Here is a 22,800-nt window from a genome sequence, read left to right as displayed (position 1 = left end):
AGCAAAAACAATCAATGGAACGTCGCATGCGTATGTATTACCCTTGTGTTATTATCACCACAATATTCCGAGCATTAATTAATATAAATACTATTAATAGGGCTAAAAAGCTTGGTTGATGGTGTTAAAATGACCAAGACTCCTCATCTTAAAAAGCGCACTTAGAGGTCACAACATGGCACGAATGCGCATAGCTGTACTTACTCTATCATCTGGCCAGCCACGGCTTATGCTTGCTGGTGTGAATGATGGTCAACTCCATATCATCGAATGCCAGCAATTAGAGCGTTCATTGATGAGTCTTAAGCTGACTTTGCCCGAGAAGTTAGAAAAGCTCAAAAAAAACGGTTTTATTGTGCTGGTGGACGAGGTTACTCCCTACTTTTCGAAGTATGGGCGCGCCGTTCGCTTGTTCGAACTGGACGCAAAAGGCAGACCGATCATTGTGTCGGCAGTGGAAGCCTATAACTATCTCACATCCCTAAATGCTATCACCTACCCTCCTAACGCTGGTGGTCGCTTCGAAGTGTCGCCGTCCATCGTAGAAGAAGTGCGGGGAACGGATGGTAAACCCACGTACAACATTGACTGGTCAGAACTACGTCCTGATACCTACGCGCTCATGTTTGTGGTCTATGCAGCTACACAAGACAGTATTGGCGACACGGTAACACTTAAGAGCTTGTTTGGCTTGTTACGCAAGCCTAAGAAAGAGCCAGAAATGGCCTCGCGCGCAATGGGATTATTCAAGGCCAAAACGGGGCTAATCGCAGACGGTAATTATCGAATGGGAGGTGCTAATGAGTAAGTTATCCCGCCTCTCAGCAGAGAACATCGAGGACGACATTCTACGGGCGCATTTCTTTGCGAAAGTCATGGAATACGTCAACCGTTCGGGCAATACCGATCTGTTTGAGTACACCATTCGACTTGATGAAACCTACCGTGCCGATCTGGCCTCTTATCGTGCCTATGGCACGGTTGAGCTTGATTGGCTAGTGAGTCTGGTTTGTGACGTAGATGACCCAATGAATCCGCTACCCGTTGGCCAAACTATCAAGCTGCCACCAGCAGCGTGGGTACGCCGCTCTATGCGTCAATTCATGGACGAAATGGGGCTGTAACCTATGCCGAAGAAGTTTGTAGCGGAAAAACGGGATAACGGCTCATTTGCCAGCCTTGGCCTCAATGAAAAGCAGTTCAACCAGCTATTCAACAAAATTGAACAGGCGCAAAAGAGGAACCGCCGCAATGCTAAGCGAACACTGACCGCCTCAACGTTAGCCAAGCCAACTAATACAGCATTAAAGGCGCTAGGCGAAAAGGCTAAAGGGCAACGGTTTACCAAAGAAGACCTAATCAAGTTCGACAAGGCTCGCCGGCGACACAAAAAGGTCTATGACAGCAAGACAGCGGGTATTACCTATGCCTTTTTGGTGAAGAACTCGCGTCAAATGGACGTAGACCGTGCTAACAACCGTGTCGATGACGGTACGGGCATTCACAAGGCCACGTTGATCGGTATTAAGAACAATGTCGCGCTTATTCGTGTCCGAGCCTCAAGCGTGTCTAGGCATGAAGAACACCGAGTAAAGGTGCGTTTTGAGCAGTGGGATGAACTACTACACGAATCGCCTAATGGGGATTACAACCAAGCGGTGCAACTGGCGTGTGCTGGCCGTATTTCCTTTGATTGCGACTGCGGACGTCACCAGTATTGGTATCGATACTTGGCCACTATGGGTAACTACTGTATAGCACCGCCTAAAGAGTTTGCATTCCCGAAAATCCGAAACCCTGAATTGTCTGGTGTGGCATGTAAACACGTCCTTAAGGCAACAACCATGCTGCAATCACTGGCATGGCAACGCATCTTGGCCAACCAAATGAAACAGCAAGCGCGCCGTGTTGGTTTTGGCTCAGATAACAAAACGTACTTGCTCAACGAGAAAGAGAAGAAAGCCGCCGCTCGCAACCGTAAAACAATGGTGGATAAAGCCGCAGCTACGCGCGAACACGCGAAATATCTACGTGCTCAGAACGCAATGGAAAAACAGATCGCCAAACAGAAACGGGAAAGCGAAACTATTAAGCGCCAAGCGCGCAAACTGCGTCAGGAGTCCAACGAGAAGAAAGGTTATATCGATATGATTAAGGTCGGCTTCCAGAACTTCCATGACGGCTACAAGCTGCAAGGAAAGACTAAGAGTGAAGCTCTGACCAACTTCGCAAAAATGATGAACGTAACACCAAGCAGATTAGAGAGAATCATCAAATGAGTGACGCAGTTAAACCTGTAGTAAGAAAGGCTCGATACCAAGGCCATGTGCCCTTTAACCGTGTTTTAAGGGATGATTGGATTAAGGCCATCAAACTATCACCTGATCACTTTGAAGCGTCCCTGTATCGTCCTATTGAGCCAGAACTGGAACCAACGGATGATAATTACCAAAGCGAGTCAGTGCTAGAGCTAGAAACCAACCAAGACACGCTTACTTATCGTGAGCCAGAGCTGGTGGCTTTATTAGCTTGTCCAGATGAGCAAGAGAACTTTTTCATGATGGACGATGGCGACGAAAACCTTGGCGAGTCCTTAGAGCCGCTAATGCTGCGTATTGCTTCGCACCATGTTCCTGTTGGTAGTGTACTGGAATGGGATGAAGAAAACGCCGAGGGATTACGAACCGTGTGGTGGTACGTACATAAAGCCGTTGGCTATGGCACAGCGAATGTGGGCGTGATTTATATCTGCATACCAATGCGTGATTTTAACAAATTACTTAAGTAGAAAATTCACCACATAATGCAGCACCATCTTTAATGGCTAGGGTGCTCCCTGCGAAAGAGCAGAGAGGGGAATACAACATCTTAATACATAACATTTGCGATGTTATTTAATTTTCTATCCAATAAAGCAATGGGGATTGGACGACTTAAATAGAATCCTTGAACTAGCTCACAATCTAACTCTTCTAGAACACACAACTGTTCAAGGGTCTCTACCCCTTCAGCAACGACTTGAATACCAAATCCCTTTGCGATGTTGACTATGCCGGAAGTGATCGCTCTTGAGCGATAATCAATAGCGATGTTTTTAATGAAGCTTCGATCTATTTTTATTTCATCGACATCCAACTTATTGAATATTGCAAATGAGGTATAGCCAACACCGAAGTCATCAATAGAGAACCTCACACCAGATTTCTTGAGTTCTCTGACTAGACTTGCGCATTGTTCTACATCGTTTAACGTTGCTGTCTCTGTTATTTCAAAGCAGAGGTATTGTGCAAAGTCAAGGTCTTTTTTTAAGTAATTTTCGATACGATGCATATCTTCAATGCTATTTAGCTCAGTAGCAGAAAGGTTCACTGATACCTCTTGAATGGCTCGTCCTAGAAGCTGCGTTTCTCTAAGTTGCTTTGATGCTTGCTTGAGGACTAGTTCTGTTAGAGCACTGCAGAGATTGTTCTCTTCTGCCAGTGTGATAAATACTGCAGGAGATATATCTCCATATTCGGGGTGTTTCCATCGAGAGAGCACTTCAACTCCAGCGACTCTCTTATCTTTAAGGCAATACTTTGGTTGAAATACAATCTGTATTTGGCCTTCTCGTATTGCGTTACGTAAGTCTGAAGTCATCTGTTGTCTCTGGAGCTCATGTTTAGCGAGCTCTTTGTCGTGGTAGCGGATAGTGTTTTTCGTAATCTTTGCTTGAGCAAGTGCATATTTAGCTGACGACATGAGCTGTTTCACACTTTCCCCATCAAATGGATAAATCGCAGCACCGATGGAGCATGTCAAATCAATACCATGACGTTTTGAGTTCTGCTTAAACTGCCTTTGAATAAGTGCTAAGTGCATATCAACTTGACTTTCGCTTTCCATGCGAATCAAACAAGCAAATCCATCAGAATGCACCCTTGAAGAGAAAAGTGGAGAAACGGTAGAAGAGTTAATCGATTGTGCGATATCTTTTAGAAACAGATTGCTCTTTACAAAACCGATTCGGTCGGAAACGGGCTTAAAATTGTCTATATCGAGAAGAAATAAAACATAATGTTCATCCTTTTTTGTATTACGAAACTTTTGTTCCAAATAGCGAAAAAAGACATAGGGGCTATGCAAACCGGTTACATAATCAATGTCATTGGCCTGTTCAATATACCTATTGTTCTTCTTTATCAGTCCCCACAGCAAAAGAGACGTGAACACAACAAATAGTATTCCCTTTAATGACTGAACCAAAGTATATACTTGTTGGTTGTTAGATAGGAGCTCTACCGCTTTGTCTGAGAACAATACCCACATTGACGCGAATGCAAAGTAGGACAAAACGAGCTTAGCGGAGCTGAGAAAGTTTTTTTTCATATAAACCACAAAATACTCGTGTACTGCCCAAGGTTAAGAGCATACTTAAATAAGTAAACTATCACCACATTGCATATCAAGCTAGCAATATATCAATTAGATTTTCAAAACAACATATTAAACACATGCTTTTACGGATTAAGTTGACGTTTCGTCGTAACAAGAACCTCTAATTGCCCCCATCCTAATATTGTTCAGGTCTAGAGCTTAGTTGCTGTATGTTTACCATCTATGTTGCTTATATGAGTTTCAAGAAATATATAAGCTAATAAGGAAGTTGCATATCAAACATGGCTGAACTGTCAAATCTGTTCAAACTGGATTTAATCGATTTACAGTTACGAGTAGAATCACTTTTAATAGACCAATGGATGACTTAATTTATGGAATACCTGGGTGAATCAAAGCGGCTGAGAGATAAGTTAAATTTAAGACAACTGATACTATTTTTAAGCATCTTTAGTATGATGGTCACCCTTCTAAACGCTTTTTACTCCATATATCATGTTCAACGTGAACTAACTGTCACTAACACCATTGAATCCAATCGTGTTTATGCTGAAAAAATGGCCAGAATGACGGACACTTTCATTGAATCAGCACTATCACAATTGGAGTACAGCGCACTTATGCTTAGAAGCAAGGTGCGAGATACAGATGAGTTGCAACAAGAAGTGGATCGGTTGAGGCTCCAAACCAATGCCTTTAACTCTGTAGTCATCGTCAATGCGAAGGGAATTATTGTTGCCGTTTCACCTGAAGCAATACAAGTGAAAGGTGTCCAATTAACAAGTGAAAGTTCGCTACAATCATTGAAAGCTAAGTCTCCAATCGTGACTGATCCCTTCGTATCTCCTGCAGGTAATTATCTGATAAGTATTTCCCACCCTATTTTCTCCGAACAAAAAGAGTATTTAGGATATGTCAGTGGCTCTATTTATCTCGATAAGAAGAACATGTTAATGAGCATACTTGGGCAACATAGCTATAGAGATGGGTCATACCTCTACGTTGTGGATAAGAATCAGACATTGATCTATCACCCTGATCGGCAAAGAGTGGGAGAAGTCATTGTTAATAATGACGCGATAAATGATGTTATTCAGGGAAATAAAGGTGGTAAAGCCATCATTAACTCCAAGGGTATTGATATGCTTACTGGGTACGCACCAGTTAATGCTTCAGGTTGGGGGATAGTTGCACAGAAATCAGAAGGCTTAACTTTTTCTGTACTTAACGACCAAATGTGGGATGTGCTTGTAGAAACTTTTCCAATTGGAGCCATCACGCTTTTAGTTATTTGGATATCTGCGGCTTTTATCTCAAAACCGTTGTGGCAGCTAGCTAATGTAGTCAAAAGCTTTGAAAACCGTACTTCTGCTATACGAGACTTAAATGAAGTTAAACCTTGGTATTTTGAAGCTTCACATCTAAAGTGTTCATTTCTCAGCGCATTCAACATTGTATCCAACACCATTGACCAACTGCATATCGATACTTTAACGGATTCAATGACTGGGCTGTTAAACCGTCGAGGTTTAGATAAAGCCATTGATAACTTGCGTATACAAAACACTCCATTTTCTGTGCTCGCTCTGGATGTTGACTATTTCAAAAAAGTCAATGATACCTTTGGCCATGATGCCGGTGATGCCTTACTTGTCAGTGTGGCAAATATTATCAAGGCTCAGGCGAGAGAGATGGATATTGTCTGCCGCTCTGGCGGAGAGGAGTTTATGGTCTTTTTAGTTAAAACTGACATACGTCAAGCTGAATACGTTGCTGAGAGAATCCGAAAAGCCATTGATTCAAACGAGTTTGATACTGTAGGTCACGTGACTATTTCTATCGGCATGTCTCAATGGTTTGCAGAAAGAGAACCGATCAACGCTATTCTTAAAGGTGCTGATGATGCGCTTTACCAGGCAAAACATAACGGTAGAAATAGAACTGAGGTGCATAAGGTCAACTGACTCGATCAATTTAATGTGTCATTTACTTTAGGTTCGTTGTAACTTAAGTCAGACTTAGCGAACATATAAAGTTCACAACTTCAAGATACCTTTACTCTTAAAATTCAAGTGTATTAGGTTGAGCTGTCTCATAAGAATTTTTTTGTCAAGTCAAGCAAGCGAAACTTGTTACCAAGCTTCGTCTATCTCGTAATCCAGCATGTAAGTAGTCTCGATGTAAAAAACATAATCTTTTACAGGTTAGCTCATTTCTCGTTCCTCAAGTTGCGAGTAGTAAGAAATGCTATCTGCTTCTAAAGCTTTATTTTACTGGATTGAGCTCGAACCCAATTTTAAGAGTAAGTAACGTAATATTGCAGCACCTTAATTATAAACATCAAACGCATATGAAATTGCCGCGTGTGCCGAATCATTCTTGAGCGATTGATTTTACGAACAAAACAAACCTTAGCAATATCATTTACATGAACTTATCTCGCTCATCCAAACATTCATCTGAAGCCATTTCAAACTCGCGACATATCCAAGGACGATTTTCATAAATTTTGCACATTAAACTGTCTCTATCTAAAGCAGCACACCAACCATCACTTAGACGCAGCATTGACTCACTACCATACTGATCACGTTTTATATACTGTTCTGGTACTCCCGTATCAGAAATGATCATTACCTCCAGTCGGCAACAGCATGCTTTACAGTTAGAGCAAGATATTTTTGAGGGATAAGTCGGTGTAGAAAAGGTGGGTATGTTCATAAGTAGCTACATTTTGGTTAATTACACATAATACCGTAATTTAGTACAAACTACTTACTTCTGATGTTCGCTATCTTGTGGATCATAATGCCCTGTTAAGGTATCAACGACGCTAATACCTTAGTTAAACAATTGTGCCATAAACACTAAACTGGCTTGGGGTGAAAGCGCCAAGCGTTACGAAGCCATCTCGAACAGTTTGTTAGCAGATTTATCAAAGCGATCCTATTTATTGTTTCCACCTTGCTTACCAAAAGCAGGCTTCAAATCATATGATATTGCATCTTCAATGAGCTGAAGGATCTCTATTGGAACATCATATTCAAGAATTCGAACCTCATAATTACCATCGAACCATTTATACATGTGTAATGAGTACGTTTTGTCAGGACAATAAATCAGATGTTGTCTTAACCTTTTTCGTAAACCAGTAGTTGAGGAACCGACATATAGAACATGTGATGGGGTATTTACTTTGCTACATGCTTTAAGCTTTTTCCGCTTAAAATCTACGAATGATTCAAACGTACTATCTGCGCATCCGCCAACCTCTTTGATGATATAAATCCCTTTATCAAGGTCTGGAATTTCATTAAAGCTAGAAACCCTAAAATCAGATTTAGGTTTGGCTGCTTTAGCTGTTTCACAGGTTCTAATTAATCTATCCAAGTATTCCATTACTGTCGTTTCTATCCTATTCTGCTAACGCCCTGTTGAGATGATGAGGTGCACGTACACCACCTTAAACACTAATTGCAACGCCACGCGTTGCGAATTTCTCTTAAATAGTTGTTATGTGCGTACTGTTTGTAGCAATTGCTCTGATAGTTCAGAAAATTGTTCAATTAACCAAGTTGAGCCATCATTCATATTGCACTCAAACTCATCTATAAGTGTTAACTCTCGGGAATTTAGGTCTTGCTTAGCTACATTTTCAATTGGGTAATGCTCTATATCCCAGCCCCTTTTTTGAGCATTAGCTAACACAAGGTGAACGTATCTGTATTTCAAGTTACCTTGTGATTGAAGAGAGCCATCTCTTTTTAACACCGGTCGTCGAGACTTTCCTTCGAGAATCTTTACCACGTTAGATTTGTACTCATTCAGTCTCGCTTTATTCGAAGCTTTACCAATATAACGAAACTCCTTTTGTTCAGCAGAGATCTTAATGAAATACAGATATGGTTGAGTGAGATCGATTTGCTTAGGATTTGTCCAATTAAACATTAAATCAGTCCTTGATAGTTTATTGTTGCCGACACCAAGATTAACAGACATGCTCATCTAAAGTTTGAGACTTTCGCCAAAACACATAGCGCCTTGTTAAGGTGTGAGGCACGCAATACCTAAGCTTCCCATACCACCTTAACCACTGAAACAAACGCATAGTTAAAATGCCATGCGTTGCGAATCCCTCTTGAGCAGTTAGCCGCTCATTCCCAAAGGTTATTGCTTGCTCAATAGGAACTTACGTAAGTTTCTCTCAGCACGCATAACAAACAGAATAAATACTTTATCGCCGTCTTGTTTATAGAAAATACGGCATGGATTAACTACAACTTCACGATAACTTAGATGTGCTAGTTCAGGCGGAATGCGACCCGATTCAGGGAAAGCCTCTAAGCGCTCGACTTTAGAAAAGATCGCTTGAACCAATTGTTTTGCAGCTACGATATTTTCAAGTGCGATATATTCAGCGATATCATTGAGGTCAGATAACGCTGGCTCAGTCCAGATTATTTCAGCCATTTTGACATTTTGTCCTTGGCGTCATCGTGACTCACCACTTTACCGTCAGCTAATGCACGTTCACCTCGTGCAATCCCCTCCAGAATCGCCAAGCGATTTTGCATAAACTCGTAATCATCAACATCAACCAGATATGCCGATGGCTTACCATGTTCAGTAATTAACACTGGTTCTTTGGTGTCGTGGAGATCGGCGAGGATTTTAGTTGCTTGACGTTTAAGTGATGTAACTAGTTCTACTTTCATGAGAGCGGCTCCAAAGGAATACTAAAGTGATACTATTCTATCACTTTTAGTATAGCAAGCTCCATGACGGCTAACGCCGCGTTAAGTAGTGAGCAACGTAATACCGAAGCTTCCGCAAGCCACCTTAATTACTAAACTCAACGCATAGTGAAAATGCCACGCGTTGCGAATCCCTCTTGAACAGTTAGTTGCCCATCGTAAAGGCTAGCGCTAACATTTGTACACACACCAAAAAGGAATACATCATGGACACTAGAATTCAATTTCGTGTTGATGAAGAAACAAAACGCCTAGCTCAACAAATGGCTGAGAGCCAAGGTCGCACACTAAGTGATGCTTGCCGTGAACTTACTGAGCAACTCGCTGAACGACAAAGAAAAACATTATCTCACGATGTGTGGCTAACTGAACAAGTAAACCTAGTATTTGAGAAGTTTGACTCAGGAAAATCCGTTTTTGTTGAGCACCAAAATGCTCAATCTCGAATGGAAGAACGCAAAGCCAGAATTCGTAATCGAGGTAAGCAGTGATTTTATGGGAAGAGAGTCACTTAATGATCGTGAAAAGATCTTTGAGTTTATCTATGACTTTAACCCTGATGCGGCAGAAAAAACTGACAACCCCATTGAAGCAAAGGTAGAAAACTTGCTAGAGCAGTCTCTTATGGGTGTACAGCGAGACGGTGTTCGTGGACGATTACTTATAATTCCTGAGATTTCGATGATCGTCTCCTATTGGATCGAAGGCGACATTATCCGAATCATGCGCGTACTCCACCAGAAACAAAAATTTCCTATGGATTGATTGCTTCCTCTGAGGAACTAACACCCTGTTAAGGTTTGAGCAACGCAATACCGATGCCAAAGAAACCACCTTAATCACAAAACCAACGCATAGCAAAAATGCAAAGCGTGCCGAATCACTCTTAAATGTTTGTTAGATGCCAGATAGCTAAACCTGATTTAGTAGTGGTAACGACACGAAATTATCGTTATCGCTTGATCATCGACTGCGTAAACAAGCCTATTAGTGTCATCAATACGGCGAGACCAAAAACCAGATAAGTTCTCTTTTAACGGCTCTGGTTTGCCGATGCCCTCTAATGGAGAGCGTTTAACATCATTGATGAGTTTATTGATGCGCTTGAGTGTTTTCTTGTCTTGAGTTTGCCAATACAGGTAGTCATCCCAAGCGTCATCAGTCCACGACAGTAAACGTTGACTACTACTCATCAATTAACTCTCGTGCTGTTGTTTTACCGGCACGGTACTGTGCAATCGAACGATTTAGGTGTTCAGCGTTTTGAGGAGAGCGTAGTAAGTGAACTGTCTCCATAAGGCTATTGTAGTAGTCTAAAGACATAACCACTGCATCTTCAGAATCACGGCGTGTAATAACTGTTGTATCAGCATCATTAACTACACCGTCTAAAACAGCTTTGAGACTATTTCTAGCTTCAGTAAAAGATACGATTCTCATAAGAACCTCCACATGTACGTTTAATGGAACAAGTATAGTCTTCACCACTCTACTTGTACAGTAAATTGAACATGAGATATTGATAAGGAAACTAACGCCGCATTAAGGTGTGAGCGACGCTTGGCTATACTTGAGAGAAGCGAAACTGCAATCACTCTTAAATGCTTGTTAGCCGCTCATTCCCAAAGGCTATTGCTTACCCAACAAGAACTTACGCAAATCTCTCTCTGCACGCATAACAAACAGAATAAACACTTTTTCACCGTCTTGTTTATAGAAAACACGACATGGATTAACGACAACTTCACGATAACTTAAATGTTCTATCTCGGGTGGAATACGACCTGACTCTGGGAAAGTTTGTAGGCGTTCGACTTTGGGGAAGATCGTCTGTACTAACTGCTTTGCAGCTACGATATTTTCAAGTGCGATGTATTCAGCGATATCATTGAGGTCAGATAACGCTGGTTCAGTCCAGATTACTTCAGCCATTTTGACATTATGTCCTTGGCTTCATCATGACTTACAGCTTTACCATCAGCTAGTGCACGCTCACCTCGTGCAATACCCTCAAGAATAGCTAAACGATTTTGCATAAATTCGTAGTCATCAACATCAACTAGATACGCAGATGGCTTACCATGCTCAGTAATTAACACTGGTTCTTTGGTGTCGTGGAGATCGGCGAGGATCTTAGTTGCTTGACGTTTGAGCGATGTAACTAGTTCTACTTTCATGAGAGCGGCTCCAAAGGAATACTAAAGTGATACTATTCTATCACTTTGAGCATAGCAAGCTCCATGACGGCTAACGCCTTGTTAAGGTGTGAGGCACGCAATGCCGAAACCTACGCATACCACATTAATCACTAAACCCAACGCATAGTAAAAATGCCACGCGTGCCGAATCACTCTTGAACAATTGTTATGTAACGGTATCGATGCACTTGCTACATAAAACAAGATGGCTTAAGCAACTCTATAAATTTGACTGCTCACATAAATACCAATTATCAGGCCAGTCCCAAAATTGTTTATCGTAAATCGAAACCTTGATTTTATTATTTACAAATCGCTCAACATTCCCACTTAGTTGTAGCTCTACATGGCAAACCGTCGCACCAACTTTCTTTACATCCTCACGTGTTTCTTCACTTAGCTTTTTCTTGTATGCAAATAAATTTTGGTAAACCTTTAACTCGTCGAGGTTTTTCTTACTTTGAATCTCGAATAACTGTTTTTTTGAATAAATACCCTCCGTGTTTGCAAGGGAAAGTAGATTTTTTCTATAGCGACTCTCATTCACACCAATATATACCGCATCATAACTTTCATCTGAATCTAATGAGTTTTGTACTACAACATAAAACAGAGCAAGGTTACTCTTTGAGGAAGTACAAAGTATTTTTAGCTTCCCAGCACTTAAGTTAGTTGTATAGTTCACTAATCCATCAGCATTGGCACAAATAGACCTGTAGTCTTCGAGCACTTTAAAAGGACCATCATAACTCCCGTAGCCAAATGGAATCACCTCATATATTTCTGGGGAAAGATGGCTATTTACAACATTTGAGACATCAACATCCTTCTCCATCTCATAACCCAATTTAACTGTCTGACAGCCTATCAAGAGTAATGTTAACACCAGAGAAATATACATCTTCATACAATATCCTTTTTATCAAAACTCCACAGTTACATAACGCCCTGTTCTTACGAATCCCCTCATAATTTCTATATAAAACAATGAGTAGACGCACATCGCTCATTCTGATCTAATGAATTTCGCCAAAAACACACCTGATTAAATGGATTTAATAGGGAGCCCTAACGATGCGCGACATTCAAATTCTACAGCAAACGATTGAGAATCAATGCCCTGAAATTCACAAAAAACGACTTAGATCTCTGATACTTGCAACCAAAGCGGTTCTGGATGGCTCTGATCTAACACTCACTAAAATTGGAAGAGCTCTCGACACTGATACCACCGTGAAACATGCCATCAAACGTATCGACCGACTACTTGGTAATCGCAATCTACACCGTGAAAAAGAGTCCATATATAAATGACATGCCTCCTTTATTACCCGTGCTAATCCTTTTCCCGTGGTCCTGGTTGATTGGTCTGATGTTCGAGAGCAACTGCGCTATATGACATTACGCGCTTCGGTATCTGTTAAAGGACGCGCCGTCACGCTTTATGAGCAGGCATTTGAGTACAAAAACTATAACTCACCGAAGAGCCATCAACACTTTCTCGATAAGCTTCAGTCTTTGCTCCCAGAAGGTTGCACACCTATCATTGTCTCCGACGCAGGCTTTAGAAATACTTGGTTTCGGCAAGTCGCCAACAAAGGTTGGTTCTGGCTTGGACGTGTACGTGGCGAAGTCTCGATTAAATATGGTGAACACTCTTGGCAATGGAATAAAGCGTTTTACCCTCAAGCAACACATAAGCCGCAGTTTTTAGGGGAAAGCCAACTGGCTAAACGCTCACCGCTTAAGTGCTTTGCTTACTTATACAAGAGTCATCCCAAAGGCAGAAAAGCCCATCGACACAGCCGAACGTGCCAAAAACACTCGGCAGGAAAAGTGTTCCACAAAGGAGCAAAGGAGCCTTGGCTTCTGGTCACGAACATCCCCAATCATGTACTTAACAGCATTAGAGTAACCCGTTTGTACGCCAAAAGAATGCAAATTGAAGAGTCATTCCGAGATCTAAAAAGCCCAGCCTACGGGTTGGCGCTCCGTCATAATCGAACACGTTGCACCAAACGCATTGATATCTTATTGCTTATGGCATTGATGGCCGAAATCATCATGTGGTGGAATGGCTTAATCGCCATGCAGGCCAATTGGCATTACGACTTCCAAGCCAACACCATCAAGCATCGTCGGGTGCTCTCAATTCCTAGGCTTGGTAAGGAAGTACGTTGTCATCGGAGGTACCGAATACAAGAGTCCCAATATCACTGGGCAATGGTGGAATATCAGCGCCTAACGCATACCTGTGGGTTGGGAGAATTATGAGGGGATCCGCCAGCGCCCTGTTAAGGTGTGAGCAACGCAATACCAAAGCCACCGCATAGCTACTTAAACACTAAAAGCAACGCATAGCAAAAATGCCAAGCGTTGCGAATCACTCTTAAGCAGATTGTTAGATGGATTTAGCTCGATATTCAATTTCCAATATTGCTTTAGTTAAAGCTGCGATACTTATGGCCTCTACCATAGTCAATGTCGGTGTAGCCAAACTACCATGTCCCGCAGTTGGTAAAGTATTTCTGACTTTATATATATCTAATACTGCATCCATTAATGGCTGTGGTAATTGTGAGCACTTTTTAAACTGACTAAAAAAGCCACCTAGTGTTTGATTGGCGACTTTAGGGTTATTAGTAATGTCTTTTGCCATAGTCTCTAGAATATTGGCAGCTGCATGAACTGCTCCTGCAGGATCCTGGTTATCTAAACATCGATCCATTCGACTAACTAATTGAACTATATTAGGGTGAAGATGATTTAAATAACTTTGCCCTAACTCCTCGTTGTAATACTTGACCCGCTCGTAAACCTCACAATCTAGATAGAACTTTGCACTAACTGACATCCAAGAATATCGCCAATCGTCAGCTAATTTATCTCTATTGGCACATCGTTCACCCACAGCCTGATCAATTTCATCAACGTATTTGCACATATAATCAGCATAATAACCAAGGTACTTAAAGGAAACTTCAGGACAGAAATTACTTACAGAGCTCAAGCTACCATTTTGATTTTTACGAATTGATGGCACTTCCTCAGCGCATAACGCTGAAAAACTGGTATTTGCCCACATCTGATCTAATTCATCACTTTTGTTTTTTGTCAGCCCTGCAATCATATTGATTTGGGATAGCAAGAAAACACTTTCGTAATACCTAGGGCAAGTATGTGAATTTGCATAAGGGCATGATTTTAAAGAGCTTCGCTTACTGCTCTCCTCTTGCCACCAATCTTTATTTGGAATAATCATTTTATTGTACTCACAAATGTCACTAATCCAATCTAACGCCCTGTTAAGGTGTGAGCAACGCAATACCGAAGCTACCGCATACCACCTTAAACACTAAACGCAACGCATAGCAAAAATGCCACGCGTTGCGAATCACTCTTAAACAGTTTGTTATGTTTATGCTACGTTAGCCCAAGAACATATTTCGTCCGCCAAGCCACTAACAGAGGTGTGTCCACCAACGGAAATACCTTGCTTATTCATATGCCAATCAAATTTATCAAGAGTATTTTCAATTGAAACTATTTGTTCTTTGTTTAACTTTTCTACTTCATCGCCAGGCATCAATATAAAGACGGATGCTTTATTTCCCTTGCCTAACTTAACCGCCGATTCAACATCTCTAGCCGCTTTCAGTAGATTAAGTTCAATTCTTTGAACGTTAGAATAGACTGTCGAAGCGAGCCCTCCAACAAGGTTTTTGTTATCTCGAAACGGTACGAAAAGTTCATGTGACCCCAAGTCATCCTCAATGAAAATTGAACTATCAGCAGGTACAAACTCTTCAAATTGTAATGCAGCTTTTATTTTTAACTCATCAACCAAGCAGGTATACAGTTTATCTGTGTTAACGGAGTTAAAACGCTTTGTATTACCGGGAACACGGATTTTTTTCTGCAAAGGAACAGTCTGTTCAAACAGACTGGTTAAAACCTCATCAACAGAGAAACCTTGAGCATAACCAGAGTTATCGTATGCAATTTGTGGGATCGGTGATGACTTTTTATTTTGACGTAAACTTTCACCGACTATTGAAGTCACCAACTCTGCATGATAAATACCACGTTCACCATACAGGCACTTTACTCTTTCGAAATAGCTCAACAGCCTGCTATGGACTCGCCCATTTTCGACAAATCCAACACCAATATTAAGTTTCTCGCCAGTAGCTAAGTCAGGTGTCCACCTGATATTAAACCACTCACCTTTTACTAGGCTTTTCTCAGTATTTTGTCCTAATAGCTTTTCAAGATTGTTCATTTAAGCCACCAGTAGCCCCGTTTTATCCTTAATCCTCGATACGCTAAGATGCGCACGAGCTTCAAGGAAATGCTGAAGGTGTGATGAGCAATCTTCATCGAGTAGTGCATCACACCATTTAATTAATTCTTGGTGAGCTTTTCTAAAAGCCTCTGGGTGCTCTTTACTCGACTCAATTAAGGATGCAGATAAAGGCAGTGGGTAGTTGTTATCTTGGTACAATCCGTCAAGTAGCTTATTCTCATACACACTTTCCACCACTAAATGCTCTTTAGTCCACTTTTCCGAAACAGGCACATTGCCATGATCAATGACGTAAAAGTCATTGTATCCTTTGACTGTTATATTTCCTGTGTTCCTATCTTGATTTGCAACCCAATCATCGAACGCAAGCATATTAGGGAATGACTTCCACTTTTTTAACTGCTCTAAGCATTGATTAAACGCCAACATATTTTCCATCTTCAGATATGTATTGGGAGTCGTCCCAGACTCTTCGCTAGCCCATCCCCAATAGTAGTCACCAGAACATTCAAAGTCACCTTTGAAATTATTTTCTATCACTTCTTTAGGGATTTGTATGACGGCGACTTTCTTAGGTTGCGGTATACCAGAGGCGTGCGCCACTAGGTAACCAGTAATTTCGTTGATTAAGCCACGAGGATGACATTTGGGATAAACTTTTACATAGAAACGACCAGCTTTGTTATCTATCCACTTAACACTAGCCAGGTGTGTTGCTGCCATTCGACCATCAGACGTATGCTCCAGAGGAGCTATATATTTATCAAACGATAAAATCTGTACGATATCGCTCATTTTATTTTCCTTTTTTATACTTATATAGCTGCCTGAGCCATACAAACTAGCCGGATTCTAACACTTACCTATTTGGTTGCATATTGTTTCGTATTAGATGATTGAGGTAGACCTGACAATAAACATAACGCCCTGTTAAGGGGTGAGCAACGCAATACCGAAGCCGCCGCATACCACCCTAATCACTTAAACCAACGCATAGTGAAAATGCCACGCGTTGCGAATCACTCTTAAACAGTTTGTTAGGCTTTTAACTGTTCTCGCGCAATACTTGGATCTACTATTGTCAAGTCGAGTTCATTTTGGGCTTTATCTCGCATATCTTGAGCCATATATATTTTTGTATCGTAGGTCACATATAGCCCTCTGTGATTCAAGTAATGATGTTTGAGTGAGTCATAGTCACCTATCCAATTTGATAGATTCTTGCCCGTTTGCCTTGGATTAAGTGTTTTGGGGTCTGGCCCAAACACACCGATAAACTTATCTTCTAACAAAGATGTATGAATACTTCCCAAACCCTCTCTAGGTGTTTCATCATGAACTGAACCCAATAACGAAGCGTTTAGTCTAAATTCAGCCTGGTCTAATACTACTCCATATTCATCCATCAGCTTTCGAATATTGCTCTTTTGCTCGTTGTCCATTTTTGTAGTGTCAAAACTGAAAACTCGAGAAGAGCTATAAATCTGTATTTTATTTTTTTTACAGTGTTCTAGTAACTGGAAAATTTCTTCTTCATCTTTTCCATCAATAAGTCTTACCCACACACATGTATCAACAGTAATGGAATTCATTAATCCTCCAGAAGCCTAACGCCCAATTAAGGTGTGAACCACGCTACCACACAACTCAGTTTGGACGCCGTAAACACTGGACTAAACCCAAACCAAAAATGCTAAGCGTGGTGAATCACTCTTAAATTGTTTGTTATATCTTGTCGCTAATGAACCCTTCTGACTTATACACTTCCACAAATAATTTGTACTTGTTGATTAGCATCGTGGCATGATCACTTAGGCTTGATTGCAATTCTCTGTAACGGGCTTCTGAAGGTCCATTTCTCCAGTCAAATGGAGGGACAACCATCAAAGGCTTACGTTGCGGATGGTCGACTGACAAAAACGAAATACAGATTTCATTAAAGCTATACACAGCATTTAGGAACTCTTCCTTGGCTGCTTCCACTTTTGGATTGTAAATCTTGTACTTTGGTCCATTGAAGTCTTCTGCTCTATCAAGAGATCTAGCAAATTCATATGGCATACCGGAGATGTATGAAAGATCTACATGGTGTAACGTATCTTCGTAAGGCAGCAGTTCAACGATTTTTTCTATAATACGAAGATCATGTGACTTTTTTGCTTGTTCTTCCTCATGCTCAGATGAGTTAATGCTGCCAATCGTTACATTCATATCTCCACCAGATTGAAACCCATTCCCTGAGCCAACATTCAAAGTCTGATCATGATTCTTACTGTTATCAATTTTATTAACTTGATTATTGAACTTGAGATTAATAACTTTCGACCCACCCCAAAAAAGCCCAATAATACCAACAAAGGTTCCTATATATGTTGCCGCATCTGCTCCGACATTCTCATTGAGCCAATCTATCATTTTGTTTCCTATAAGCTAATTGGGGAATTTAGCTATTTTAATACAGCTATCGGACTGTAGAAAGATATAACGCCCTGCTAAGGGGTGAGCAACGCAATACCTAAGCCACCGCAAACCACCTTAATCACTAAATTCAACGCATAGTAAAAATGCCACGCGTTGCGAATCCCTCTTGAGCAGTTTGTTAGCTGTGTTTTACAACACGAGCTTTGCTCCCAACATACCAAGAGCTGCGATAGCTACCATCGTAAACCAAAGGTAAATCATAAAAGATAGGTATAACGAAAATAAACCTCTCACAGCTTTATCTAAGTTTGCACCTTCAACGTGCTGTAAGAAGTACGCTAGTTCTGCTGTAGGTATTGACCCAGCAAAGCTCTTAAATTTGAACTTTACCATCATCAAGCCCATTGAGACTGGAAGACTAGATACTAATAAAATGATTCCCACCGAAATCCAGACATTCTCAGGGGATTCATTACCTAAAACTACTGCTGCCCCGATCAACACTAAAAGCATTCCCAGAAAGCCCTTAAAAGATGACAACAATGAGTCTCTTGTTTTTATATACAGCCAGAATAGCGGCTTATCGAATTTTCTCATTTTTTCCTCAAACAGCTAACGCCGCGTTAAGGTGTGAGTAACGCAATACCGAAGTTTCGGCATTGCGCCTTAAACACTGAAGTTACCGCAAAGCAAAAATGCCACGCGTTACGAATCACTCTTAAACGCTTGTATGGATAATAAGTACTCCAATCGGGTAAGGTGAGACCCAGGCTTTAGCTGCAACTAAAGTTCTTCTATCTGGTAGTTCGATTGAACGATGGCTCCTCAATTGAGAGACCGGTAACAAGTACGAACGCCAGATAGAACTCCAAGCACCACACTCGAATAGTCTTCTGGGTCTCGAGCCCTCATTTGCAAGCAAGAGTTAGCTTATTATGAATACAAACACACTTCAAAACATTAATGTCGGCGTTGATACTGGTAAGTCACAATTAGACATCTACATCCGACCACTCGATATTTACTTCACTGTCCCGAACACCGAAAAAGGCATCAGCGATGCCATAAAAACCATTAAGAAACACAAACCTCAACGTGTCGTCATCGAAGCTACAGGTCGATTAGAAATGCCTTTTATACACGCCTGTGACAAAGCCAAATTACCTTATGTTATTGCCAACCCACTACGTATTAAAAGGTTTGCTGGTGCCATTGGTCAACGAGCTAAGAACGACCGTTTAGATGCCGCTCTCATCGCACATTATGCCGAACGTGTTCAGCCAGAACTGACCAAACTAAAAAGCGAAAACATACGTCTTATGAGTGACTTAGTCACAAGGCGTAACCAGCTACTCACCATGCAAACCATGGAAAGAAACCGACTACAAATATTACCTAAGAATATCTCGTCTACGATTACCCCTATCCTTACCGCCCTGAAAAATCAGATTGAAAAAGTAGAAGCAAAGATAGCGAAACTGATTGAGAGTTGTCCTGAGTATCAAGCCAAAAATACTATTCTCCAAAGCATGCCTGGTGTTGGTAAAGTCCTTGCGGCATCCCTAATTAGTAATGTACCCGAGTTGGGCTTTATCACTAACAAACAAGCTTCTTCTCTCATTGGTGTCGCACCGATAACAAGAGAAAGTGGCCGCTTTAAAGGTAAGCGGCTGATACAAGGAGGGCGGACTCAAGTTAGGACCGTTATGTACATGGCGATGATGTCGGCTATCCAATGCAACCCTGTTTTCAGAGCAACTTATGAACGACTACTTACGGCAGGAAAACCGAAAAAAGTTGCCATTGTTGCCTGCATGAGAAAGATGGTTGTTATCTTAAATTCAATGCTAAGAGATGGTGTTATGTGGGATACAGATAGCCTCAAAAATTAACTATTGACGCCATAGTCTCTTGTTATACGTTTATATTTCTGATGATCTTATTGCAAGCACTAACAACGTCGGAACGATAGAACTTAATCGTTTCAACCAGGTCTTTATCGGCTTTTGCAAGAAACTCCTCTGAGCAATTCAACCGAACATGATTAAGTGGTAAATGATCCGTTTCCGATGCTATGAGAGCAAATACGTGGTAATTAGTGTCCCAACATTGCCCATACATTTCGTTTCCAATACGCGATAATGCAATTACGTTTTCTAAATAATTTTCATCTGTTTCGAGTAGGTTCATTGCAAGTTGAATCGCTTCTTCCGACATTTACTTACCTCTGATTTCCCAAAAACGTATAACGCCCTGTTAAGGTGTGAGCAACGCAATACCGAAGTCACCGCATACCACCTTAAACACTAAACGCAACGCATAGTAAAAATGCCACGCGTTGCGAATCACTCTTAAACAGTTTGTTATACGGTTATAGCACGCTAAGAAGCTTTTGAACTATCGGATCGAAATGACTAGCAGAATCTCTTGCTCTCGTTATATGGGCTCCATTTAGACCATCACGTGATGTACAGTCAAATACTGGTTTTTTAGCATCCAACGAATAAGGGATTAAGCTATGAAGGTTAGGAATTTGTCCAATATTCCAGTTCCCATCACCCCAGTCATGTACTTGTCCCAAAGGAGCTAAAACGTCGATTATGTTTTGCTGTACAGCTGTCTGAACTTGATCACCAAAGATTGCCCAACCTCTGGTCATTCCGTTGGTATTCTGACGAATATTGTGTTGTTGCATCACATACCCCAGGAATGTCGGCTTGCCTTGAGGTAAGTCAATGGTACCTGCGGCAGCACTATTGCACTGATCCCACTCTCTACGCCAAACCTCTAATTTAGCCCCCAAGTTTTTCGTACCTCGAATCGAAAATAAGTCTGGAGACATTGGAGCTATAAAGTAGTCACTCGCAGCCAAAACAGACCTATTAAGCGCGCCTAGATTAGGACCCAAATCGAGCATCACAACATCCGCCTCGACCTGTTCTGCTGCCCATTTAATATATCGGTATATCGCTGATTGAATACGTAAAGCTGGAGCGCTGCCACCTTTCGCACTACTCCAAGAGTCACCAAGGGAATCTTCGTAGTTACTAAGCAATACATCACCGGGAACGATATATAAATTAGGATAATTTTCACTTAACAAAGATGGTCTTCTTTGTCTAATATCACCCAAACCCTCATAAACTCGTTCAATTGCATTCCAGATACTATTGCCTCGGTCAGATCTCCAACTTCTCTCAAGTTCGGTGTCTGACAAAGAGTAAGCTGACAAGTTACATTGACTATCTAGATCAACTACTAAAACTTTTTTACCAGCCCTCTCTAGCAAGTGAGCAATATGGTACATGTAAGTAGTTTTACCTACTCCACCTTTGTTATTAAAAATACTTATTATTTTCATCTTTTCCTCAATAATTAACCTAACCGTATAACGCCCTGTTAAGGTGTGAGCAATGCAATACCGATGCCGCCGCATACTACCTTAAACACTAAACGCAACGCATAGTAAAAATGCCACGCGTTGCGAATCACTCTTAAACAGTTTGTTAGGTAAATTTTTTCACTGACTCTGGAACTGTTAATTTTTCACAGATTTCATGCAACAAAGACCATAGATAAAGCTGCCCACAAATTACTAAAATATTATGGTATTCAAAACTATCCATACTTGATCTGCTATTTATAAACAAAGATGAAGGATGTATTAACTTAGAAGTCAATTTGAACACGCTATCGTAGTCATCAACCAATTGAACAGCTTCCGTCATCGCTTTGATTTGTTGTGGCTGCTTTACTACTGGAAGCTCATACTTTTCATATAAACCATCTAACCTTTTCAGCTCATCTTCAAGGTGTTTGTATTCCTCAGAGGTCTCGTTACCGATAGATTGAAAAGCTTGTACTAACGCTTTCTGATCCATAAGAGCTTCCGACACCCATCGATTTAAGTTTTTGTCACTTTGCATAATAAATCTAGCTCTAGCAAGGTTCTCCAATACCGAACGAACACCTAAAGCCAAAAGTTGGATATCTTTATAAGCCCCATTAGCTATATATTTAATGTAACTTTCGTTAGACAATAGCAAGTTTTTCAACATTTCATTTTCGAGAGTAAGGTCTAAATTACACGAACCTTGAGTCCAAGCGATAACTCTTTTGTAATTCTTCCCTATTTTTTCGATGTTTTTTACTACGTCTTTTTCAGTTTTTATTTCAACTCTGTCTCTAATACGTTCTACCACAAGTCCGCTCCTACTTATATTATTTACCTAACGCTTTCTATACGGGTTTTAGCTGTCTTTCATACTCCTATCATGCAATCTTTCCAATTACAGTTCAATTGTTAATCAATAGGTTAATGAGAGGCGCTGGGTATTAGATTGCAAAATAACGGATAGCTATATAGGTAAGGAAAACTCTTATCTAAATGAAGTTAATTAGCTCTAGTGTTAACCAACAATAGAGCATAAATGTTTTGGAAAAGGCAGCGTATCGACATGAACGCTGCCTTTTTGGTGTGATATTCTAATCGTTATGAGTCCTTATTACTTAGTAACGAAACTTTATTCTACTCACACCATTGGTAACTCAAGAAACTCTGCAAGCTCTTGGGCCATCTTGCTATCAATCAAGTCGTTCCAGTAAGTCAGCTCGTTATATTCCATAGAAAAGCGATGCAGTTCGCCAAAATGACTCCTTACCTCAAAGTTAACCATAGCTTCCTCTGGAATGGTGATCGTGCCATTGCCGTACAGGTTAAATAGCCAAGCTTGCGTCATAGAGT

General features: G+C 40.9%; 28 protein-coding genes and 2 pseudogenes. 9 read left to right on the top strand and 21 right to left on the bottom strand.

The window, feature by feature from the left end; all coding sequences use genetic code 11:
- The first annotated feature begins 175 nt into the window (after positions 1-175).
- The 4 genes from IQR33_RS11840 to IQR33_RS11825 are packed head-to-tail and all read left to right on the top strand — an operon-like array spanning position 176 to position 2,788.
- A complete protein-coding gene (locus tag IQR33_RS11840; protein WP_193837871.1) occupies positions 176-808 on the top strand; it encodes a hypothetical protein in 633 nt (210 codons plus the stop codon).
- A complete protein-coding gene (locus IQR33_RS11835) occupies positions 801-1,124 on the top strand; it encodes a baseplate protein (protein ID WP_193837870.1) in 324 nt (107 codons plus the stop codon). The genes IQR33_RS11840 and IQR33_RS11835 overlap by 8 nt, the downstream gene beginning before the upstream one ends.
- Positions 1,125-1,127: 3 nt before the next feature.
- Complete coding sequence (locus tag IQR33_RS11830) at positions 1,128-2,279, top strand: phage tail protein (protein ID WP_193837869.1); 1,152 nt, start codon at positions 1,128-1,130, stop codon at positions 2,277-2,279.
- A complete protein-coding gene (locus tag IQR33_RS11825) occupies positions 2,276-2,788 on the top strand; it encodes a hypothetical protein (protein WP_017634110.1) in 513 nt (170 codons plus the stop codon). The genes IQR33_RS11830 and IQR33_RS11825 overlap by 4 nt, the downstream gene beginning before the upstream one ends.
- Positions 2,789-2,868: 80 nt before the next feature.
- On the opposite strand, the gene IQR33_RS11820 is transcribed toward IQR33_RS11825, so the two are convergent.
- On the bottom strand, positions 2,869-4,368 hold the full coding sequence (locus IQR33_RS11820; RefSeq protein WP_193837868.1) for a putative bifunctional diguanylate cyclase/phosphodiesterase: 1,500 nt from the start codon (positions 4,366-4,368) through the stop codon (positions 2,869-2,871).
- A 383-nt stretch (positions 4,369-4,751) separates the two neighbouring features.
- Here IQR33_RS11820 and IQR33_RS11815 point away from each other — a divergent pair, with 383 nt between their 5' ends.
- On the top strand, positions 4,752-6,341 hold the full coding sequence (locus IQR33_RS11815) for a sensor domain-containing diguanylate cyclase (RefSeq protein ID WP_228010115.1): 1,590 nt from the start codon (positions 4,752-4,754) through the stop codon (positions 6,339-6,341).
- A 460-nt stretch (positions 6,342-6,801) separates the two neighbouring features.
- On the opposite strand, the gene IQR33_RS11810 is transcribed toward IQR33_RS11815, so the two are convergent.
- From IQR33_RS11810 to IQR33_RS11790, 5 genes are all read right to left on the bottom strand, one after another.
- The gene (locus IQR33_RS11810; protein WP_053307322.1) at positions 6,802-7,098 is read right to left on the bottom strand and encodes a YkgJ family cysteine cluster protein; all 297 of its coding nucleotides are present in this window, start codon (positions 7,096-7,098) and stop codon (positions 6,802-6,804) included.
- 225 nt (positions 7,099-7,323) lie between these two features.
- Positions 7,324-7,776 (bottom strand): GIY-YIG nuclease family protein, encoded by a 453-nt coding sequence (locus IQR33_RS11805; RefSeq protein WP_054579183.1) that lies wholly within the window; start codon positions 7,774-7,776, stop codon positions 7,324-7,326.
- Positions 7,777-7,890: 114 nt separating this feature from the next.
- Positions 7,891-8,325 carry a hypothetical protein gene (locus IQR33_RS11800; RefSeq protein ID WP_017634115.1) on the bottom strand — a complete coding sequence of 145 codons (435 nt, stop codon included), beginning with the start codon at positions 8,323-8,325 and terminating at the stop codon, positions 7,891-7,893.
- Between the two features lie 219 nt (positions 8,326-8,544).
- Positions 8,545-8,847 carry a type II toxin-antitoxin system RelE/ParE family toxin gene (locus IQR33_RS11795; protein WP_193837867.1) on the bottom strand — a complete coding sequence of 101 codons (303 nt, stop codon included), beginning with the start codon at positions 8,845-8,847 and terminating at the stop codon, positions 8,545-8,547.
- Positions 8,835-9,092 (bottom strand): type II toxin-antitoxin system Phd/YefM family antitoxin, encoded by a 258-nt coding sequence (locus tag IQR33_RS11790; RefSeq protein WP_017634117.1) that lies wholly within the window; start codon positions 9,090-9,092, stop codon positions 8,835-8,837. Before IQR33_RS11790 ends, IQR33_RS11795 begins: the two co-directional genes overlap by 13 nt.
- 245 nt (positions 9,093-9,337) lie before the next feature.
- Between IQR33_RS11790 and IQR33_RS11780 the strand changes: the two genes are divergently transcribed.
- On the top strand, positions 9,338-9,622 hold the full coding sequence (locus IQR33_RS11780; protein WP_193837866.1) for a type II toxin-antitoxin system RelB/DinJ family antitoxin: 285 nt from the start codon (positions 9,338-9,340) through the stop codon (positions 9,620-9,622).
- Positions 9,619-9,896: pseudogene (locus IQR33_RS11775) on the top strand (type II toxin-antitoxin system RelE/ParE family toxin). The gene IQR33_RS11780 and the pseudogene IQR33_RS11775 overlap by 4 nt, the downstream one beginning before the upstream one ends.
- Positions 9,897-10,054: 158 nt before the next feature.
- Here IQR33_RS11775 and IQR33_RS11770 read toward each other — a convergent pair.
- The 5 genes from IQR33_RS11770 to IQR33_RS11745 form a co-directional block, all read right to left on the bottom strand.
- Positions 10,055-10,324 (bottom strand): Txe/YoeB family addiction module toxin, encoded by a 270-nt coding sequence (locus IQR33_RS11770; protein WP_193837864.1) that lies wholly within the window; start codon positions 10,322-10,324, stop codon positions 10,055-10,057.
- Positions 10,317-10,571, bottom strand: a complete 255-nt coding sequence (locus IQR33_RS11765) for a type II toxin-antitoxin system Phd/YefM family antitoxin (protein ID WP_053397282.1) — start codon at positions 10,569-10,571, stop codon at positions 10,317-10,319. The genes IQR33_RS11770 and IQR33_RS11765 overlap by 8 nt, the downstream gene beginning before the upstream one ends.
- A 189-nt stretch (positions 10,572-10,760) precedes the next feature.
- The gene (locus IQR33_RS11760; protein ID WP_193837863.1) at positions 10,761-11,063 is read right to left on the bottom strand and encodes a type II toxin-antitoxin system RelE/ParE family toxin; all 303 of its coding nucleotides are present in this window, start codon (positions 11,061-11,063) and stop codon (positions 10,761-10,763) included.
- On the bottom strand, positions 11,051-11,308 hold the full coding sequence (locus IQR33_RS11755; RefSeq protein ID WP_193837862.1) for a type II toxin-antitoxin system Phd/YefM family antitoxin: 258 nt from the start codon (positions 11,306-11,308) through the stop codon (positions 11,051-11,053). The genes IQR33_RS11760 and IQR33_RS11755 overlap by 13 nt, the downstream gene beginning before the upstream one ends.
- Before the next feature lie 241 nt (positions 11,309-11,549).
- The gene (locus tag IQR33_RS11745; protein ID WP_193837860.1) at positions 11,550-12,236 is read right to left on the bottom strand and encodes a hypothetical protein; all 687 of its coding nucleotides are present in this window, start codon (positions 12,234-12,236) and stop codon (positions 11,550-11,552) included.
- Positions 12,237-12,403: 167 nt separating this feature from the next.
- Here IQR33_RS11745 and IQR33_RS11740 point away from each other — a divergent pair.
- A pseudogene (locus IQR33_RS11740) lies at positions 12,404-13,603 on the top strand (IS4 family transposase).
- A 127-nt stretch (positions 13,604-13,730) separates the two neighbouring features.
- On the opposite strand, the gene IQR33_RS32870 reads toward IQR33_RS11740, so the two are convergent.
- From IQR33_RS32870 to IQR33_RS11700, 6 genes are all read right to left on the bottom strand, one after another.
- Positions 13,731-14,591: a hypothetical protein gene (locus IQR33_RS32870; RefSeq protein ID WP_228010113.1), complete on the bottom strand. Its 861-nt coding sequence runs from the start codon at positions 14,589-14,591 to the stop codon at positions 13,731-13,733.
- 156 nt (positions 14,592-14,747) lie between these two features.
- Entirely contained in the window at positions 14,748-15,611 is an 864-nt protein-coding gene (locus IQR33_RS11725; RefSeq protein WP_193837859.1) for a hypothetical protein, read from the bottom strand.
- Complete coding sequence (locus tag IQR33_RS11720) at positions 15,612-16,430, bottom strand: HipA family kinase (protein ID WP_152815992.1); 819 nt, start codon at positions 16,428-16,430, stop codon at positions 15,612-15,614.
- A 242-nt stretch (positions 16,431-16,672) separates the two neighbouring features.
- Positions 16,673-17,227, bottom strand: a complete 555-nt coding sequence (locus tag IQR33_RS11715; RefSeq protein WP_025769045.1) for a hypothetical protein — start codon at positions 17,225-17,227, stop codon at positions 16,673-16,675.
- Positions 17,228-17,360: 133 nt separating this feature from the next.
- A complete protein-coding gene (locus IQR33_RS11710) occupies positions 17,361-18,050 on the bottom strand; it encodes a hypothetical protein (RefSeq protein ID WP_193837858.1) in 690 nt (229 codons plus the stop codon).
- 195 nt (positions 18,051-18,245) lie between these two features.
- Entirely contained in the window at positions 18,246-18,653 is a 408-nt protein-coding gene (locus IQR33_RS11700) for a hypothetical protein (protein WP_193837857.1), read from the bottom strand.
- A gap of 338 nt (positions 18,654-18,991) precedes the next feature.
- Here IQR33_RS11700 and IQR33_RS11690 point away from each other — a divergent pair, with 338 nt between their 5' ends.
- A complete protein-coding gene (locus IQR33_RS11690; protein ID WP_193843711.1) occupies positions 18,992-19,948 on the top strand; it encodes an IS110 family transposase in 957 nt (318 codons plus the stop codon).
- 22 nt (positions 19,949-19,970) lie between these two features.
- On the opposite strand, the gene IQR33_RS11685 is transcribed toward IQR33_RS11690, so the two are convergent.
- The 4 genes from IQR33_RS11685 to IQR33_RS11660 form a co-directional block, all read right to left on the bottom strand.
- Positions 19,971-20,273: a hypothetical protein gene (locus IQR33_RS11685; protein WP_193837999.1), complete on the bottom strand. Its 303-nt coding sequence runs from the start codon at positions 20,271-20,273 to the stop codon at positions 19,971-19,973.
- 154 nt (positions 20,274-20,427) lie between these two features.
- A complete protein-coding gene (locus IQR33_RS11675; protein WP_105068981.1) occupies positions 20,428-21,417 on the bottom strand; it encodes a ParA family protein in 990 nt (329 codons plus the stop codon).
- Positions 21,418-21,562: 145 nt separating this feature from the next.
- Complete coding sequence (locus tag IQR33_RS11665; protein ID WP_193838000.1) at positions 21,563-22,258, bottom strand: DUF5677 domain-containing protein; 696 nt, start codon at positions 22,256-22,258, stop codon at positions 21,563-21,565.
- 330 nt (positions 22,259-22,588) lie between these two features.
- Positions 22,589-22,800 (bottom strand): hypothetical protein (locus tag IQR33_RS11660; RefSeq protein WP_193843710.1); only part of this gene is annotated, 212 nt, incomplete at its 5' end.

Origin of the sequence: Vibrio sp. OPT46 (assembly GCF_015163535.1) — a bacterium.
Lineage (GTDB): Bacteria > Pseudomonadota > Gammaproteobacteria > Enterobacterales > Vibrionaceae > Vibrio > Vibrio alginolyticus.
This window is presented reverse-complemented; position numbering and strand designations above follow the sequence as displayed.

What these genes read in the sequence shown, in the direction of transcription:
- IQR33_RS11840 (WP_193837871.1), top strand. Translation starts at nt 176, where the DNA reads ATGGCACGAATGCGCATAGCTGTACTTACTCTATCATCTGGCCAGCCA.
- IQR33_RS11835 (WP_193837870.1), top strand. Translation starts at nt 801, where the DNA reads ATGAGTAAGTTATCCCGCCTCTCAGCAGAGAACATCGAGGACGACATT.
- IQR33_RS11830 (WP_193837869.1), top strand. Translation starts at nt 1,128, where the DNA reads ATGCCGAAGAAGTTTGTAGCGGAAAAACGGGATAACGGCTCATTTGCC.
- IQR33_RS11825 (WP_017634110.1), top strand. Translation starts at nt 2,276, where the DNA reads ATGAGTGACGCAGTTAAACCTGTAGTAAGAAAGGCTCGATACCAAGGC.
- IQR33_RS11820 (WP_193837868.1), bottom strand. Translation starts at nt 4,368, where the DNA reads ATGAAAAAAAACTTTCTCAGCTCCGCTAAGCTCGTTTTGTCCTACTTT.
- IQR33_RS11815 (WP_228010115.1), top strand. Translation starts at nt 4,752, where the DNA reads ATGGAATACCTGGGTGAATCAAAGCGGCTGAGAGATAAGTTAAATTTA.
- IQR33_RS11810 (WP_053307322.1), bottom strand. Translation starts at nt 7,098, where the DNA reads ATGAACATACCCACCTTTTCTACACCGACTTATCCCTCAAAAATATCT.
- IQR33_RS11805 (WP_054579183.1), bottom strand. Translation starts at nt 7,776, where the DNA reads ATGGAATACTTGGATAGATTAATTAGAACCTGTGAAACAGCTAAAGCA.
- IQR33_RS11800 (WP_017634115.1), bottom strand. Translation starts at nt 8,325, where the DNA reads ATGTTTAATTGGACAAATCCTAAGCAAATCGATCTCACTCAACCATAT.
- IQR33_RS11795 (WP_193837867.1), bottom strand. Translation starts at nt 8,847, where the DNA reads ATGGCTGAAATAATCTGGACTGAGCCAGCGTTATCTGACCTCAATGAT.
- IQR33_RS11790 (WP_017634117.1), bottom strand. Translation starts at nt 9,092, where the DNA reads ATGAAAGTAGAACTAGTTACATCACTTAAACGTCAAGCAACTAAAATC.
- IQR33_RS11780 (WP_193837866.1), top strand. Translation starts at nt 9,338, where the DNA reads ATGGACACTAGAATTCAATTTCGTGTTGATGAAGAAACAAAACGCCTA.
- IQR33_RS11770 (WP_193837864.1), bottom strand. Translation starts at nt 10,324, where the DNA reads ATGAGTAGTAGTCAACGTTTACTGTCGTGGACTGATGACGCTTGGGAT.
- IQR33_RS11765 (WP_053397282.1), bottom strand. Translation starts at nt 10,571, where the DNA reads ATGAGAATCGTATCTTTTACTGAAGCTAGAAATAGTCTCAAAGCTGTT.
- IQR33_RS11760 (WP_193837863.1), bottom strand. Translation starts at nt 11,063, where the DNA reads ATGGCTGAAGTAATCTGGACTGAACCAGCGTTATCTGACCTCAATGAT.
- IQR33_RS11755 (WP_193837862.1), bottom strand. Translation starts at nt 11,308, where the DNA reads ATGAAAGTAGAACTAGTTACATCGCTCAAACGTCAAGCAACTAAGATC.
- IQR33_RS11745 (WP_193837860.1), bottom strand. Translation starts at nt 12,236, where the DNA reads ATGAAGATGTATATTTCTCTGGTGTTAACATTACTCTTGATAGGCTGT.
- IQR33_RS32870 (WP_228010113.1), bottom strand. Translation starts at nt 14,591, where the DNA reads ATGATTATTCCAAATAAAGATTGGTGGCAAGAGGAGAGCAGTAAGCGA.
- IQR33_RS11725 (WP_193837859.1), bottom strand. Translation starts at nt 15,611, where the DNA reads ATGAACAATCTTGAAAAGCTATTAGGACAAAATACTGAGAAAAGCCTA.
- IQR33_RS11720 (WP_152815992.1), bottom strand. Translation starts at nt 16,430, where the DNA reads ATGAGCGATATCGTACAGATTTTATCGTTTGATAAATATATAGCTCCT.
- IQR33_RS11715 (WP_025769045.1), bottom strand. Translation starts at nt 17,227, where the DNA reads ATGAATTCCATTACTGTTGATACATGTGTGTGGGTAAGACTTATTGAT.
- IQR33_RS11710 (WP_193837858.1), bottom strand. Translation starts at nt 18,050, where the DNA reads ATGATAGATTGGCTCAATGAGAATGTCGGAGCAGATGCGGCAACATAT.
- IQR33_RS11700 (WP_193837857.1), bottom strand. Translation starts at nt 18,653, where the DNA reads ATGAGAAAATTCGATAAGCCGCTATTCTGGCTGTATATAAAAACAAGA.
- IQR33_RS11690 (WP_193843711.1), top strand. Translation starts at nt 18,992, where the DNA reads ATGAATACAAACACACTTCAAAACATTAATGTCGGCGTTGATACTGGT.
- IQR33_RS11685 (WP_193837999.1), bottom strand. Translation starts at nt 20,273, where the DNA reads ATGTCGGAAGAAGCGATTCAACTTGCAATGAACCTACTCGAAACAGAT.
- IQR33_RS11675 (WP_105068981.1), bottom strand. Translation starts at nt 21,417, where the DNA reads ATGAAAATAATAAGTATTTTTAATAACAAAGGTGGAGTAGGTAAAACT.